Raw genomic sequence first — 13,945 nt, forward strand, 5'->3', positions numbered from 1 at the left:
TGTTCATTGAGAGCAATGGATGAGTTTTGTAAAACCGCCCTATTTCCTGTGGACAGCCTATTTTTATTTTTCCACTCATAATTAACCACTATTCAACAATGAAGACTTTACTGAAAAACTTCGTGCCGGTTCTATTAATGACGATTGGTATGACCATCAACGGCTATGCAGCCGGTTCAGGCTCTGATGCTGCTGCGACACCTAAAATGTCTCCTGCTCAGGCGCAGGAGTTGATGAATCGTTTGGAAGAACTAAAAACGATGCAACCCGATAATTTGACCAGAAGTGAAAGAAAAGCGGTACGGAAAGAAGTAAAACAGATCAAGAAAACAATGCGTGACTATAACGGCGTTTACATCTCTTTTGGAGCGCTTATTATCATTGTATTGCTGTTGATCTTGATTCTGTAATATTCTTCATTGATATAGGTCACGTTTGTAGGTTTCCAAACAAAAATGCCTCCATTGATCAATGGAGGCATTTTTGTTTGGAAATCGAATGAATAGTTAGTTGCACTTAGCCAACTGATCGGTGTAAGGCTTTGTGTCGATCTTGGCTGTTTTTGCAATAGTCAGCGCTTCCTGTGCCGCTTTTTTTGCTTCGGGTTTCCTGCTCAACTTCAAATATGCCTTCGATTGGTCATTGTATAAGTCGGCCAGCTTGTCTTTAGTATGATTTGTATTATCAGTTTTGAATAATTTGGCTCCGTCATTTACCCAACCGATCAGGGAAGTTGCGTAAGAGTTATCAGGGGCTTTTTCGTTGAAAAGGCGAACAATGTATGAATAATCCAGAAAATCCATCGTGGCAATTTTACGGTATTCGTTGAAGCGATCAGTGGCCGCTGCGGTATTTTTTTCCCGGAAATGTGCTTCCAATTCTTTCAACAATGTGCGCGGAGCTACGACTTTGGCCGGATTTCCCAGTTTGACCATTGCTTCACGCATTGCCACCACTTCCGATGATTTAAGGCTGTTGGTCCGCGGCCCATAAAGTGTATTATAAATGATGGCCTCGGCGGCATCTTTCACCGCTTTTGGGTTTTCGGCAGTGTTGTATTTTTGGTATTTGGGCATATTGGCAAAGAAATGTTTTGCCATCGGGTTTTGGAAGTCATTGATCAACCGCGAAATAATGTAAAAACCTGTTTCATTTTCCATATCAGAAGGTTTTGACAATTGTTTCGCAAAATCATTCCCGATCTGACTCTGGCGCGTAACATCTTTGGTGGCTTTGGCATATTTGCCGTAGTTGACCAAAAACTCCAATCCGCGTTCGCCTTTGGCATAACGGGCGGCGTAGTTGGTGGTACGCATGGCCGGCGTCAGTGCTTCATTGCCGTGCTTGATCACTTCATTGATAAATTCCTCCCGCGTATGACGTTCGGCGGGGGCTGCCTGATGGATAAGTTGGCCGTTGGCATCAAAAAAGAACAGCAGCGGAAACTCAGGATACGTGATTCCTTTTTGCTGTTGCAACTCCTTGGAAATGGCTGAATTGGCTTCTATTTTGCTGCTTACAAAGGCCGGATTATAAAAATCGCCTACTTTCTTTTCCTGTAATACAGGCGCCAGCGCGGCACAGTGAGGACAGCCATTGAGATAAACTTCAATCATCAACAGCTTATTTTGTTGACGTGCTGTGGCCAGCAATTGTTGAAAATTTCCATTTTCAAAGGCAATACCCTGACTAAAAACGGGAAGAAACAGAAAGGAGAAAATAATGGAAAACAACGTAGATTTCATGGGCAATGGACGAATGTTAGGATCGAGCCGGAAAATTAATGGATTTATATCAAATAACGTACCATTCGTGGCTTTGTGAGTATTCTTATGTGCAAACGGTGAAGTTGTAAAATGAAAATGTCTATGTCCAAAGGATAAACTCAACCAATTCTCTTTCGGACAGCCGTAGGGGCAGGCCTTGCGTCTGCCCGGTTGCGTTGTATACGATTTTGGTTACGATAGGGCAAATTTGGTTGCAACCGGGCAGACGCAAGGCCTGCCCCTACGATGTAGTTCAGCGCCTTTGCGAGTGAAAAAACGCAAACTATGAATTGTAAAATAAATTGGTGGTGATAACACCACCAAAGGCTCGAAAAATCTTTATGCTTCCTGCGGATTTGCAGTTGATGATTTATCCGTTGTTTTGGATCTGAAATGGAAGATAAACGTAATGATCAAAGCCAACGCACAGCCGGCCGGTACCGCAATGATCCTTCCAGATGGCCGTATCCCAAACGTGTTTTCCTTCTTTATGCAACATAGTGATAATGGTGTCTGCAATGGCAGAACGTATTCCGGCGTCCGGTTTGAATAAATAGCACAATGCGAGGGTAATCGTAATGCCCACGGTCAACAGCCACGTATTGGTTGGGGAAAAGAGCAGGCACATTACACCAACGCCGGCTCCTATGACATTGGCTTTGATGCGGATAATGTGCCTGTTGCGCATTTGGCGGCATATACCGGAAGACTTTTTATTCGGTCATTCATGAAGATGGATCATTTATGTAAATACTGATACGAATGTATATAAAATGTCTATACCGAGGCAAAAGCCTTATTACTTCTCTTTTGGGTAGAAAGTAGGTAGGGGCAGGCCTTGCGTCTGCCCAATCCGCGTCCTAATTATGGCAAAACCGGACACACGCAAGGCCTGCCCCTACAGCGTAATTTCATTCATTTCCCAAAAAAAGAAAGAATCAATCCCACCGCCTTCTGAGGGAAATGTCTATCTTTGTCCTACGAGAAATTACTGTCGCTACCCCTGTTTGATTATTATTTTAGTACCCTGTTCGTCGTTAATTTGACGAACTCTACCCCGCATCTCGTCAAGTTCGTTAATTTTGCGTTTGCTCACTGATCGTTTATCGACAGAGGCCATACTTTTGGAACAGACCTAAGTCCATGTTTGGACTGACAAAGCCTTTTGCTGAGGCTGGAAAAGGATTGTTCCTACTTAATTGACAAAAGATGTACCATAATCCAGTATTATTAGAGGCGTGTTTGGAAGGTTTGGAAATTCACCCCGAAGGTGTCTATGTAGATGTCACGTTCGGCGGTGGGGGACATTCCAAAGCTATTCTGGCGCAGCTTGGCGAGAAAGGCCGCCTGTTTGCTTTTGACCAAGACCCGGATGCGCGGGCCAATGCTCAAGCCATTGACGATAAGCGCCTAACGTTTGTGGATGCTAATTTTCGACTCCTGCAAAAATACCTGCGTTTGTACGGCGTTAAAGGAGTGGACGGAATTTTGGGCGATTTGGGCGTTTCATCTCACCAGTTCGATACGCCGGAGCGCGGATTTTCGACGCGTTTTGACGCCAATTTGGACATGCGCATGAACACGCGTGGCGGAAGTACAGCCCGCGATATTGTCAATGGCTATTCTTCCGAAGAATTGCACCGTATTTTTGGCATGTACGGGGAGTTGCAAAATGCCAAAACAGCCGCGCAAGCAGTAGTAGCGGCCCGCGCCAACAAACCTATTGAAACCGTTAAAGAATTGAAAGACAGCTTGCAGCGATGTGTGCCAAGAGGAAAAGAGAATAAATACTTTGCACAGGTTTTTCAGGCATTACGCATAGAAGTAAACGACGAAATGGGTGCATTGCAGGATTTTCTGACGCAGTCGGCCGAAGTGCTTAAAGTCAAAGGCCGTTTGGTTGTAATGTCGTATCATTCGCTCGAAGACCGTTTGGTGAAAAACTTCATCGGGAAAGGTAAATTTTATGGAGAAGTGGAAAAAGATCTGTTTGGCAACGACCTCAAACCCTTGCAGTCCATTACGCGTAAACCCATTGAAGCATCAGCAGAAGAAATTGCCCAAAACTCGCGCGCTCGCAGTGCGAAACTGCGCATTGCTGAGAAATTATAACCTCAAAAAATATACAAATAACAGTCATCAATAAACCCTTAACCCATGGCCATCAACGTATTAAAAGCCCAAAATCAAAAGCGTGCCCCACGACCCATTCGCACCAACAGTCGGGTATTGACTTGGCTTGGGCAGTGGTTCCACATTGAAAAATGGATCGGCGGGCGTGAATTTCCCGTCAGGTACCTTGATGGAACCCTGTATTTGCTTCTGCTGGGACTTATTGTGGTGTTTTTTCGCATCAATGCCGAACGGCAAATGCGGCAATTGCGCAAAGCAACCGAAGAGGTCAACAACTACCGTGCGGCTTATACTATTTTGAAAGCAAATTATATGAAAATGGGTAAACAGTCAGAATTGGCGCCTAAAGTGGCCAAAATGGGCTTGTTGGAAAGCCGCCAAACGCCGCAACGCATTCAGGTAAAAAGCACAAAATAAAGTACCTACCCGAAAAAACGCCATTGTTTACCCTAATTTACCTTAATCATGAGAGGCAAGACCAGAAATATTCGTGACGATATTTTGCAGCGGTCCTGGGTAGTAGCCATTGGGCTTATTATCCTCGGCGCGTTGGTTATTTACCGTATTTTTTACATTCAACATTACGACCGCTACAAGGGAAAACCCTGGCTTGACTATATGTCAAAGACCGTGCGTGTCGATACCATTCCCGCTATGCGTGGCAACATTTACTCGAACGATGGAAGTCTGATGGCTACTTCATTGCCGTATTTTGATGTTTCCATTGACCCAACAGTAGCCGACAGTGCCTATTTCTACAGCCGGGTGGATTCGGTAGCGAGACTGTTTGCAACTACTTTCAAGCAGCAGACCGCCGAAGCGTACGCAAAAGAATTACGTTTTGCGCGGCATGAGTTTGAAAAAAATGAAAAACGTGGAAACCGTAACATCCGATTGCTGAAAAGAAAGATCACCTATCGCGAATTCAGTATCATTCTGGGGCAGGAATTTAAGGGAACTGTCAAAAAGAAGGATGGAAAAATGCTGAAAGCCACTTGGAAAGGTTGGCCGTTCTTCCGTCGTTTTTCTTCAACTGGGCGTAGCCGGGGAGGAAAACTGACGATCATGTACGAACGTTATAATCCATTCGGTTCGTTGGCCGAGCGGACGGTTGGTTACCTTGATAAAAAGACGCATCGGGGTTTGGTAGGCTTAGAAGCCAGTTTTGAAAAACGTTTAGCCGGCACGCCGGGCGTAGGGTTATACCGAGTGCTTGACGATCAGACCTTTATGCCCAACGAAGACGAAGATGGACTGCAACCGATCAATGGATTTGATTTGCATACAACCATTGATGTTAACTTTCAGGACATTGCCGAAACGGCGCTTCGGAATACCCTTCGCAGCTATAAGGCAGCCTACGGGTCTGTGATCGTGATGGAAGTGCAATCGGGCGAAATTCGAGCCATTGCCAACCTTTCCCGTGATACAGATTCAAGTTACCGTGAGACCTACAATCACGCCCTGGCGGGATTGGGCAATCCCGGTTCTACCTTTAAATTGGCCTCGATGTTGGCGGCGTTGGAAGAAGGGCTTTCGCCTAAGCGCGTGTATCAAACGGGAAACGGCATTGCCACTTACAAGTCCGCCACCATTCGCGATACGAAACGCATCGGACACGGAGCCATCACGGCACAGCAAGTGTTTGAGAAATCGTCGAATGTAGGCGTGCACTTGGTGATGAAAGATTATTTTTATTCAAAGCCCGATAAATACGTCGGTTATCTGAAACGTTTTCACCTGCGCGAGCCTACGGGTATTCAGATGAAAGGCGAGCCCGATCCGCGTATTCGGATACCTTCGGATAAACAGTGGAGCAAGACCTCACTCACCTATATGAGTTACGGTTATGAATCGGAATTGACGCCGTTGCAAATGCTTTCGTTTTATAATGCAGTAGCCAATGATGGTTATTGGGTGCGGCCAATGTTGGTCAAACAGATAAAACAAGCTGATGAAATAGTGCAGGAAATGATACCGTTCAAGAGCGAACAACGCATTGCTTCCGAAAGCTCATTGCGCAAGGCGCGTGCTATGCTGGAAGGAGTGGTGGAACACGGAACCGCGGCACACATCAAAAATCCCTACTATAAAATTGCGGGGAAGACCGGTACGGCGCAAAAACTTCTAAATGGCCGTTATGTCCCCGGTTTATACAATACCTCATTTATCGGTTATTTTCCCGCCGATGCGCCTCGTTATTCGGTGCTGGTTGTGGTGGATAGCCCTCGGGGATTCAGCATGGAGCAACTTTATGCGGGTAGTGTGGCAGCGCCGGTGTTTAAGGAAGTGGTAGACCGGATTGTAGGCTATGACATCAATATGCACCCACCGATTCCGAAACAACAAAATAAGAATTCGGAAATGTCGCGTCAGCTACGGGCAGGCCATGCCGATGATCTGCGGGTGGTGGCAGAAGAGATGGACATTGAGTCTCCTGTGAATGTGAATGGATGGGTAGAAGCCAAAAAGGATAAAAACGGCGTGAAGTGGGAAAACCGGGATGCTGATCCCAATAAGCTGCCCAACTTAAAAGGAATGACCCTACGCGATGCGCTTTATTTGCTTGAAAACCACGGCTTTAAAGTAGGTTATACCGGCAAAGGCAAAGTAGCTGAATATGAATACAAAGGAGGCGCGTATATTTTAACGCTGCGATGAACCTCACGGTAGAAAAACATCCCCTCTCCTTATTTAAGGAGAGGGGGCAGGGGGTGAGGTTCTATCCCCACTTTCCTTTTTGAATGTTATCAATGCTGATCTTGATGCTTTCGAGCGGTGGGCGCTTGCAGACGTCCTGTTCTACAAAATAGTGTTTCAAACCGGCAAGACTTGCTTGTTTGAAAATGCCGGCAAAATCAATGGTACCGACGCCTACTTCCGCAAATTCTTTCTCGGGCGTGTTGGCCATATCTTTGACGTGCCACAGGGGAAAACGATTAGGGTATTTGGTAAAATATTCTGTTGGGTTTTCGCCCGCTTTTACCACCCAATACAAATCCATTTCCATGATAACATTGGTATTTTTGAGGATCAGATCGTAGGGTTTTTCGCCGTCAATTTTCTGAGTAAATTCAAAATCGTGGTTATGGTAGCCTAAGTTGAGGCCTGATTTCAAGGCTACGTCGCTGCTTTTGTTGAGTATCTCAAAAAGTTGTTTGTAATCGTCTGCTTTGCGCTCGGTATCCATCAGGTAAGCGAGGACTACGTATTTTTGACCGATAGTGGCGGCATCTTCTACGGCTTTCTCCCAATTTTTGGTCAACCCATCGGTAGCACCCGGCATACGACCGCTTAAATAGTGCCCACTAATGGCCGTCAGACCGTTATCTTTAAGTAACCGGCTATACTCAGCAGGTGTTTTTTTGAAAAATTTACCTTGACCGTAACCGAAATTTTCTACTTTTTTATAACCGAGTTTGGCTACTTCGAGCAGGATTTTTTCGATCCCCTGCTTTTGTATGTCGTCGCGGAGTGTATACAATTGTAAGCCTACCGCTTTTGCCTGAGGATTGGCTTCCGCTTGTAGTTGGAGTAAGGCAAGGGCACCAAGGCCGGCGGTAGTTTGAAGGAATTTTCTGCGTTTCATCGAGTTAGTTTTGAGGGATTAATTAATCAATTCAATAAGGCACAAATGTAATCGGAAAGGAATTGGAAGCGTTAAATTTTGAAAAGAATAAACGTCCTTTTAACTTGCTAAAGGAAACGTTTAAATAAAAAAAATAGTGTTGGTGCAACATTGAATTTAACTTTTGCATCTTATAAACAAAAACATCCAAAATAGATATGAGAACAGCCATTTTTTATCGCCTAACAACCCTTGTTTTTGCAAGTGCTCTTTTTATGGGAGCGTGTTCATTTTCATCAAAAAACCGCGACTACCAAGACGATGATCGCACCACCCGCACTTTTAACCTTAATGGATTTGACCGCCTTTCGTTGGGAAGTGCTTTTGAAATTACCGTAACTAAAGGAAATTATGGGGTTAAAGTGGAAGGTCGCAAGCAGGATCTTGAAGATCTGGAAGCTGAAGTATCGGGCGGGAAACTTCGTATTCACTATAAAGACTCCTATAATTGGAATCGTAACCGCAAACGCGTGATCGTGACCATTTCAATGCCAACAGTCAAAGCCCTTGATTTTTCAGGTGCGAGTACATCGAAAGTTTCCGGGTTTAATGATCTGGGAACGTTGGACTTAGACATATCAGGTGCTTCTAAATCAGACATTCAGGTGAAAGCCCAACGAATCGTTGTAGATGCTTCGGGTGCTTCTACCATTACCTTAACGGGTTCAGGAGGTCGTCTGGAAGGTGAAGTATCGGGCGCTACTTCGTTGAGAGCCTATGATTTTCCGGTGAAAGAAGCTATTTTGGATGCTTCGGGAGCGAGCAGTGTACGGGTAAGTGTAGATGGCAAATTGGACGTGGAAGCCAGCGGTGCCAGCAGCGTGCGTTATCGCGGAACTGCTTCGGTACGTTCAAACACTTCCGGTGCCAGCTCGGTAAAAAGCGAATCGTAGGAAGATTTGGGATTTTGGAATTCCTTATCAGCAATAACGGCCTCTTTCCAAACAGCTACTGATTAATGGTTTTGAGAAACCATTACTGTCAGATGTGAGCATCTGACAGCACGAGTGCACGGATGACTTTGGGAATCCTTATAACAATCAAAACAGCGGCGTCCTATTTTTAGGACGCCGCTGTTTTGATTTAGAGACTTTACACTTTACACCCTAGCCTTTCCACTTTCTCAGCGGTCGATCCAGCGTTTAAAAACCGGGGCTTTTTCCCGGCTGATCTCTACTTCGGGCACGTGCGTGCTTCGCGTTTTTACATACAGCTTTCCGGAAGCATCTCCTTTATAACTCTCTACCGAATTTTGATTGATGATCTGTCGACGTCCTGCCCTGAAAAATTCATTCGGATTGAGAATGTCTTCGATCTCATCCAAGGTATTTTGTTCGGCAATGTATTTTTGCCCATCGGTAGTTACCACAAAAATCACTTGGTCGAGGTAAAACAACGACACCTCAGACAGGTTGATGGGGATAGAAGTATTTCGATGCTGAACGATCAGTTTCTCTTTGTACATTCGCCCTTTCTGAGAAGGGTGATTGGCCAACGTTTGCAGCACTTCAGTCGAAATGCTTTGGTTTTTTTGAAGTGCCTTAAATTTGCCGAGTGCACGAATGAGATCTTCTTCATCAATGGGTTTCAGCAGGTAGTCTATACCGTTGACTTTGAAAGCTTTAATAGCGTATTCGTCGTAGGCGGTGGCAAAAATAATGGGACATTTTATGTCAAAATAATTAAACAGATCGAAGCTGATCCCGTCGGAAAGCTGAATGTCCATAAAAAGAAGGTCAGGCTCTGCATTTTGCATAAACCACCGCCGGGCGGTTTTTACGCTGTGGAGCACATCCAACACCTCGGTTTGAGGAGCTATATCTTTCAACATTCGTTGGAGTTGTTCGGCAATGAGGGCTTCGTCCTCGACAATCAAAACTTTCATGGTTGGCTGGTTCGGTTATAAGAGTGGCAAAAGCACACAAAATGATTCGGGAGTTTGTTGAACTTCAAGCGTATTTTCAGAGAAATAACTATATAAATTTCGCAGGCTGGTCAAGCCCTGTCGATGTTGTATTTCCAATGTACGTTTGATTTGTAAATTGTTTTCAATAATAAGTTTCTGATTTTCAACCTTGATGGATACCAACAATGGTGAGTCAGGGTCGGTTAGATTATGACGTGTTGCGTTTTCGATCAAAATCTGCAAGGCCGTGGGTACGATCCGGTACTGATGAAACTCTTCAGGAACGGTGATGCAGATTTTAAGTCCTTTTCCAAAACGGGTTTGAAGCAGGTCTGAGTAATCTTTGATAAAATTGAGCTCTTCTCCCAAACTCACTAATTTGGAATGTCGGGAAGTAAGCACATAGCGATAGACACGCGTAAGCTGACTCAAAAATTTTACCGCCAGACGCTGGTCACTGTAGATCAGACTTTCTAACGTGGCCAAACTGTTGAACAAAAAATGCGGATTGAGTTGACTGACTAAATTTTGGTATTTAACCTCCGAGTGATCGTTTTCATACGCAGGTTTTTCACTCACTTTTTCAGCGGGCAATTCATTTGTTATAGGCTCTATTTTAGGGGTTGGTTTCATTCATCAGACAGGTTCTTGGTGAGCGGCTTCGATCATTGCTGCCGACATCACACTGTACACATCGGTCCAAGCTTGCTGCATTTCGGGCGTAAAATCACTTTTCAGTACCTTTTTCATGGTCCAGATCAATGAATCACCTATGTATTTATAATGATGATCTTGGGCACCGTACTTGACGTGCTTCCTGCCAAGATCCTGCAATAGAGGCAGCAACTCGTCCATGTTGTCGAGGGAGCAAACTGTAAAGCTTATCACTTGAAACAGTTTGATGCCTTGGGTTCTGAGTTCGCTTTTAAATAAATGTTGTACTTCGGGGGCCAGTTCAAAAAAATGTTTATAAAATAGTTCAGCAGCATATTCAGCTTTAGGAACAAGCCGAGCAAAACTTGTCTGTACCATCTTTTTTTGTTGATCATTCATAGGTTTGATTCTAAGTCGGTTAGGTAAAATTATTGGGTTAAAATGGATTCTTTAAAAAAAATAAGGTAAGCCGTCGATTTAAATCGCTAATCCTGCGAAAGCGAAAATCGAGGCGTTAATCAAGCAACGGAACATATACCGTAAAACGGTCTTCTGTTTCTTTTACCTGCATGGGTCGGTCGGTCAAATAACTGTACAAAGCCCTGAAATCACCCAATCCTTTTTTGTTGGAAGTGGTTACGGTTCCGCGTTTTTGTAAGTTGTTTTCAAATACCAAATAATTGTTCTCTTCTCTGATCTTAACCCAAAGCGGTGATTCCAAGCTGGTTGTGTTGTGTTTGATGGCGTTTTCGATCAGGTTTTGAAACGTAACGGGCACTACTTTTTTGTGCGAAATTTCATCCGGAATAGCTATTTCTACGCAGAGTCCGGTACCGTAACGCATGTGCAATAAACTCACAAAATCGCGGGCAAAACGCAATTCCTGTTCAAGGGTAACTACTTCACTTTCATCATTTTCGATCAGATAACGGTACACTTTTGTCAATTGACGAAGGTATTTGGAGGCGAGCTTGTGATCTTTGTAAATAAGGCTGTCTAAGACGGCCAAACTGTTGAACAAAAAGTGAGGATTAAGTTGGTTGATGAGTCCCTGGTAACGGGCCAAAACCTTTTCGCGTTCGAGCATGATGGCCTTCCGCTCGGTTTCTACCTGTTGCTTTTGAACGACTTCAAACTTTTGTCGGAAGTCCAATTTTTCGGTCAACTCCTGATTGAGTTGATTTTGCAGGATTTGCTGTTCTTCCAATAATTTTAATTGCGTCGTGTGTTCACGTTGGATGATCTTGACCCGGGAACGGTAGATATAAACGCCGATACCGGCAACGATAAGTGTCATTAACGTCTGAAACCACCACGTTTGCCAAAAAGGAGGATGAATGACAATGCGGAGGGTATACGGAACAGGGTTCCATAAACCATCGTTATTGGCGGCCTTGACGTGCAGTGTATATTCGCCGGGCGGCACATTGAGGTAACTGATGGCTGACTGTGAAGTGGGAGGACGCCAACCTTTGTCAACATCTTCAAGCCAAAAGGAAAAAAGATTGTTTTCTGAGTGGTCATAACTTAAAGCAGCAGCTTCAATATTAAGATCGTTTTGGTCATAATCCAATGAGATTTGAAGATTTTGCTGAGGAATATGCGTAGGAAGCAATTCCTGACCATATACCCGCAACGAAGTGATGACCACAGGTGGTACAAACGAATTGGTCTTTACGCGGTCAGGGTGGAAGCGAGCCAAACCGTATAACCCTCCAAAATATAAGTTGCCGGCATTGTCCTTGGCTACAGCTTTGGTTTCGATGGAAAGTACTTCCAAATTGTCTGCCCGGCCAAAGGATGTAAACCGTTTGCGTTGTTCGTCGTAGCGGGTCAAGCCGTTAGCGGTGCCCATCCAAAGGGTATTTCCTACCCGTATGAGAGAGGATACGTAATTATTGGCGAGTCCATCACGTACAAAATAATTGGTAAACAATTGCGATCCGGTATTCAGACATGCCAATCCGTTGTCTGTTCCCATCCAAATATTTCCCTTAGAGTCTTCCGCAAATGACATTACGCCGTTGTCGGGCAGGCTTTTAGGGTTGTTTTCCTGATAACGGTATGTTGTTACTTTTAACAGATCCGGGCTGATACAGAGCGCTTCATCTACGCCGCAACCTACCCATAAATTTCGTTTACTGTCCAGATAAAGACTGTTGTAACGATTTACGGGTAAGCGCCGAATGCGTTCATCATTGAATCGATTGGCAAATGTTTTGGTTTTGGGGTCAAAAATATTAAGGCCTTCATCGGTGCCCAGAAAGATGCGCCCGTCGCCGGTAGGATGTACATCAAAGACAACTTTGCCGGCTACAAAATCACGACGGGCAATGGAAGCCGGCGGAGAAGGCATCGCTTCATTGGGTAAATAATCAAACTGTTCAATACGGCCCGTTTTAGGGTCTAAATGATGAAAACGCTGCGTTCCGATGTATACTTGGTCGTTCGCATCTGCGTAGATGCAATTAACGTTATTGCCCGCGAGGCTGTTTTTGTCGTTAGGGTCGTGGCGGTACGTTTTGTGTGTATGTGTTGTTTGATTTACCCATACCACACCGTTGTCGGTGCCCAGCCATAGATTGTTGTGACTGTCGATGGCGATACGATTAACGGCTCCATCATTGGCAGAAGTCGGTTGATAGCCCGCTTCTTTTAAAGGAGAGGTAAAGGACTGACTGGTAGGATTAAAGCGACTGATCCCTTTGTAAGAGGTACTGAACCAAAGAACACCCGAACGATCCTGAAAAGCGTTTTTTACGTAATTTGAACTCAGACTGTTAGGATTGCTGATCTCACTTGGATAATTAATGAATTTCTGCTGATTTTCGTAATAACAAAAAACTCCCTGTCCCTGCGTACTGACCCAGAGGTTCCCATCTTTGGCAAACAATAAATGACTGATTTCGCGGGGTTCTTGGGTCGCAATTTCCAACTTCCTGAAATGTTCGGTGGCCAAGCTTAAAATCGATAAAGAACCGTCTCGATTACCAACCAGAATGTTTCCTGTTTTGGGGTGTTTGGCCAAAGCTGATACAGAGTTGTCGGGAATGGTACCCAATTCGTCGCTTTTACAAAATACCTGAAACGATTTGTTGGCAATATCGTAACGATAAAGCCCCAGATCAGTACCGATCCAAACGGTGTTGCCATCGACCAAGAGCGCGCGGGTCGAATACACCAACTGCTTGGAGGAGGCATCGGTAGGAAGTTTCAATAACTCAGATTGTTTGGTTTTTGGGTCAAAAAGAATGACTCCGTTGGCGGTGCCGAGCCAGAGTTTTCCCCTTGAATCTTCGCTAATGCAACGAATATAATCAGAGCGGAGGCCATATTTATCAAAATGAAAGCTTTCAAACTGTTGGGTTTTAAAATCAAAACGGTTAAATCCGTGTTGAGTTCCTACCCAAAGCGCGCCGTTTTTAGCCATTAAAATGCAGCGAACAATAATATCGGAAAGAGAAGCGGGATTGTGCCGCTCATGTTCAAATACCTTACACCGAATACCGTCATAACGTGCCAACCCGGCCAAAGTCCCAACCCAAATAAAACCGGAAGTATCTTGCGTGATTCCCGTGGTGTAATGAATCGGAAGCCCGTGTTCAGGACTCAAGTGTTGAAATATAATATCGGAAGATTGCCCGAAGGCAACAACCTGTGCCCAACAGCTCAGCAGTAAACTGAAAATCAAGGATGAGCTTGTCCGCATTCGATGTAGTGGGAAATAGGTTAAATAGTTTGTAAAAGTGCAAAAAAATCGGTCTCCTTTTACTTCATTATCCCTGATTGACAAGCTAATATATTATAAGAGGAACGCATTGAAAGTAACGCGAAGCCGCTGAACCGAAAAAAAAAGGT

At 44.5% G+C, this 13,945-nt stretch carries 12 protein-coding genes; 5 read left to right on the plus strand and 7 right to left on the minus strand.

Translation table 11 applies throughout. The features are described from left to right. Positions 1-98: 98 nt before the first annotated feature. Positions 99-410 carry a hypothetical protein gene (locus ACQY73_RS29895; RefSeq protein ID WP_428657840.1) on the plus strand — a complete coding sequence of 104 codons (312 nt, stop codon included), beginning with the start codon at positions 99-101 and terminating at the stop codon, positions 408-410. 96 nt (positions 411-506) lie between these two features. On the opposite strand, the gene ACQY73_RS29900 is transcribed toward ACQY73_RS29895, so the two are convergent. Together ACQY73_RS29900 and ACQY73_RS29905 are read right to left on the minus strand one after the other, a co-directional pair. Then, positions 507-1,745, minus strand: coding sequence for a hypothetical protein (locus ACQY73_RS29900; RefSeq protein ID WP_428657841.1), 1,239 nt, complete (start codon positions 1,743-1,745; stop codon positions 507-509). A 391-nt stretch (positions 1,746-2,136) separates the two neighbouring features. Then, on the minus strand, positions 2,137-2,454 hold the full coding sequence (locus ACQY73_RS29905; RefSeq protein WP_428657842.1) for an aromatic acid exporter family protein: 318 nt from the start codon (positions 2,452-2,454) through the stop codon (positions 2,137-2,139). A gap of 521 nt (positions 2,455-2,975) precedes the next feature. Between ACQY73_RS29905 and rsmH the strand changes: the two genes are divergently transcribed. Genes rsmH through ACQY73_RS29920 form a run of 3 tightly spaced genes read left to right on the plus strand, consistent with a single transcriptional unit; the run spans position 2,976 to position 6,560 of the window. Next, positions 2,976-3,878, plus strand: coding sequence for a 16S rRNA (cytosine(1402)-N(4))-methyltransferase RsmH (rsmH, locus tag ACQY73_RS29910; protein WP_428657843.1), 903 nt, complete (start codon positions 2,976-2,978; stop codon positions 3,876-3,878). A 45-nt stretch (positions 3,879-3,923) separates the two neighbouring features. Next, on the plus strand, positions 3,924-4,316 hold the full coding sequence (locus ACQY73_RS29915; protein ID WP_428657844.1) for an FtsL-like putative cell division protein: 393 nt from the start codon (positions 3,924-3,926) through the stop codon (positions 4,314-4,316). A 48-nt stretch (positions 4,317-4,364) separates the two neighbouring features. Further along, the gene (locus tag ACQY73_RS29920) at positions 4,365-6,560 is read left to right on the plus strand and encodes a penicillin-binding transpeptidase domain-containing protein (protein ID WP_428657845.1); all 2,196 of its coding nucleotides are present in this window, start codon (positions 4,365-4,367) and stop codon (positions 6,558-6,560) included. Positions 6,561-6,621: 61 nt separating this feature from the next. Here ACQY73_RS29920 and ACQY73_RS29925 read toward each other — a convergent pair whose 3' ends face one another. Then, positions 6,622-7,488, minus strand: a complete 867-nt coding sequence (locus ACQY73_RS29925) for a sugar phosphate isomerase/epimerase family protein (RefSeq protein WP_428657846.1) — start codon at positions 7,486-7,488, stop codon at positions 6,622-6,624. A gap of 197 nt (positions 7,489-7,685) precedes the next feature. Here ACQY73_RS29925 and ACQY73_RS29930 point away from each other — a divergent pair, with 197 nt between their 5' ends. Further along, entirely contained in the window at positions 7,686-8,420 is a 735-nt protein-coding gene (locus tag ACQY73_RS29930) for a head GIN domain-containing protein (RefSeq protein ID WP_428657847.1), read from the plus strand. Positions 8,421-8,650: 230 nt separating this feature from the next. Here ACQY73_RS29930 and ACQY73_RS29935 read toward each other — a convergent pair whose 3' ends face one another. The 4 genes from ACQY73_RS29935 to ACQY73_RS29950 form a co-directional block, all read right to left on the minus strand. Then, on the minus strand, positions 8,651-9,412 hold the full coding sequence (locus tag ACQY73_RS29935; protein WP_428657848.1) for a LytR/AlgR family response regulator transcription factor: 762 nt from the start codon (positions 9,410-9,412) through the stop codon (positions 8,651-8,653). Positions 9,413-9,427: 15 nt separating this feature from the next. Further along, the gene (locus ACQY73_RS29940; RefSeq protein ID WP_428657849.1) at positions 9,428-10,066 is read right to left on the minus strand and encodes a sensor histidine kinase; all 639 of its coding nucleotides are present in this window, start codon (positions 10,064-10,066) and stop codon (positions 9,428-9,430) included. A gap of 3 nt (positions 10,067-10,069) precedes the next feature. Beyond that, positions 10,070-10,486: a globin family protein gene (locus ACQY73_RS29945; RefSeq protein ID WP_428657850.1), complete on the minus strand. Its 417-nt coding sequence runs from the start codon at positions 10,484-10,486 to the stop codon at positions 10,070-10,072. Between the two features lie 115 nt (positions 10,487-10,601). Continuing rightward, positions 10,602-13,796 (minus strand): ligand-binding sensor domain-containing protein, encoded by a 3,195-nt coding sequence (locus ACQY73_RS29950; RefSeq protein ID WP_428657851.1) that lies wholly within the window; start codon positions 13,794-13,796, stop codon positions 10,602-10,604. Positions 13,797-13,945: the final 149 nt, after the last annotated feature.

The sequence above is a fragment of the Runella sp. genome (assembly GCF_965279615.1).
GTDB lineage: Bacteria > Bacteroidota > Bacteroidia > Cytophagales > Spirosomataceae > Runella.

Excerpts from the sequence above, each read along its gene's own strand:
- ACQY73_RS29895 (WP_428657840.1), top strand. The coding sequence starts at position 99 with ATGAAGACTTTACTGAAAAACTTCGTGCCGGTTCTATTAATGACGATT.
- ACQY73_RS29900 (WP_428657841.1), bottom strand. The coding sequence starts at position 1,745 with ATGAAATCTACGTTGTTTTCCATTATTTTCTCCTTTCTGTTTCTTCCC.
- ACQY73_RS29905 (WP_428657842.1), bottom strand. The coding sequence starts at position 2,454 with ATGCGCAACAGGCACATTATCCGCATCAAAGCCAATGTCATAGGAGCC.
- rsmH (WP_428657843.1), top strand. The coding sequence starts at position 2,976 with ATGTACCATAATCCAGTATTATTAGAGGCGTGTTTGGAAGGTTTGGAA.
- ACQY73_RS29915 (WP_428657844.1), top strand. The coding sequence starts at position 3,924 with ATGGCCATCAACGTATTAAAAGCCCAAAATCAAAAGCGTGCCCCACGA.
- ACQY73_RS29920 (WP_428657845.1), top strand. The coding sequence starts at position 4,365 with ATGAGAGGCAAGACCAGAAATATTCGTGACGATATTTTGCAGCGGTCC.
- ACQY73_RS29925 (WP_428657846.1), bottom strand. The coding sequence starts at position 7,488 with ATGAAACGCAGAAAATTCCTTCAAACTACCGCCGGCCTTGGTGCCCTT.
- ACQY73_RS29930 (WP_428657847.1), top strand. The coding sequence starts at position 7,686 with ATGAGAACAGCCATTTTTTATCGCCTAACAACCCTTGTTTTTGCAAGT.
- ACQY73_RS29935 (WP_428657848.1), bottom strand. The coding sequence starts at position 9,412 with ATGAAAGTTTTGATTGTCGAGGACGAAGCCCTCATTGCCGAACAACTC.
- ACQY73_RS29940 (WP_428657849.1), bottom strand. The coding sequence starts at position 10,066 with ATGAAACCAACCCCTAAAATAGAGCCTATAACAAATGAATTGCCCGCT.
- ACQY73_RS29945 (WP_428657850.1), bottom strand. The coding sequence starts at position 10,486 with ATGAATGATCAACAAAAAAAGATGGTACAGACAAGTTTTGCTCGGCTT.
- ACQY73_RS29950 (WP_428657851.1), bottom strand. The coding sequence starts at position 13,796 with ATGCGGACAAGCTCATCCTTGATTTTCAGTTTACTGCTGAGCTGTTGG.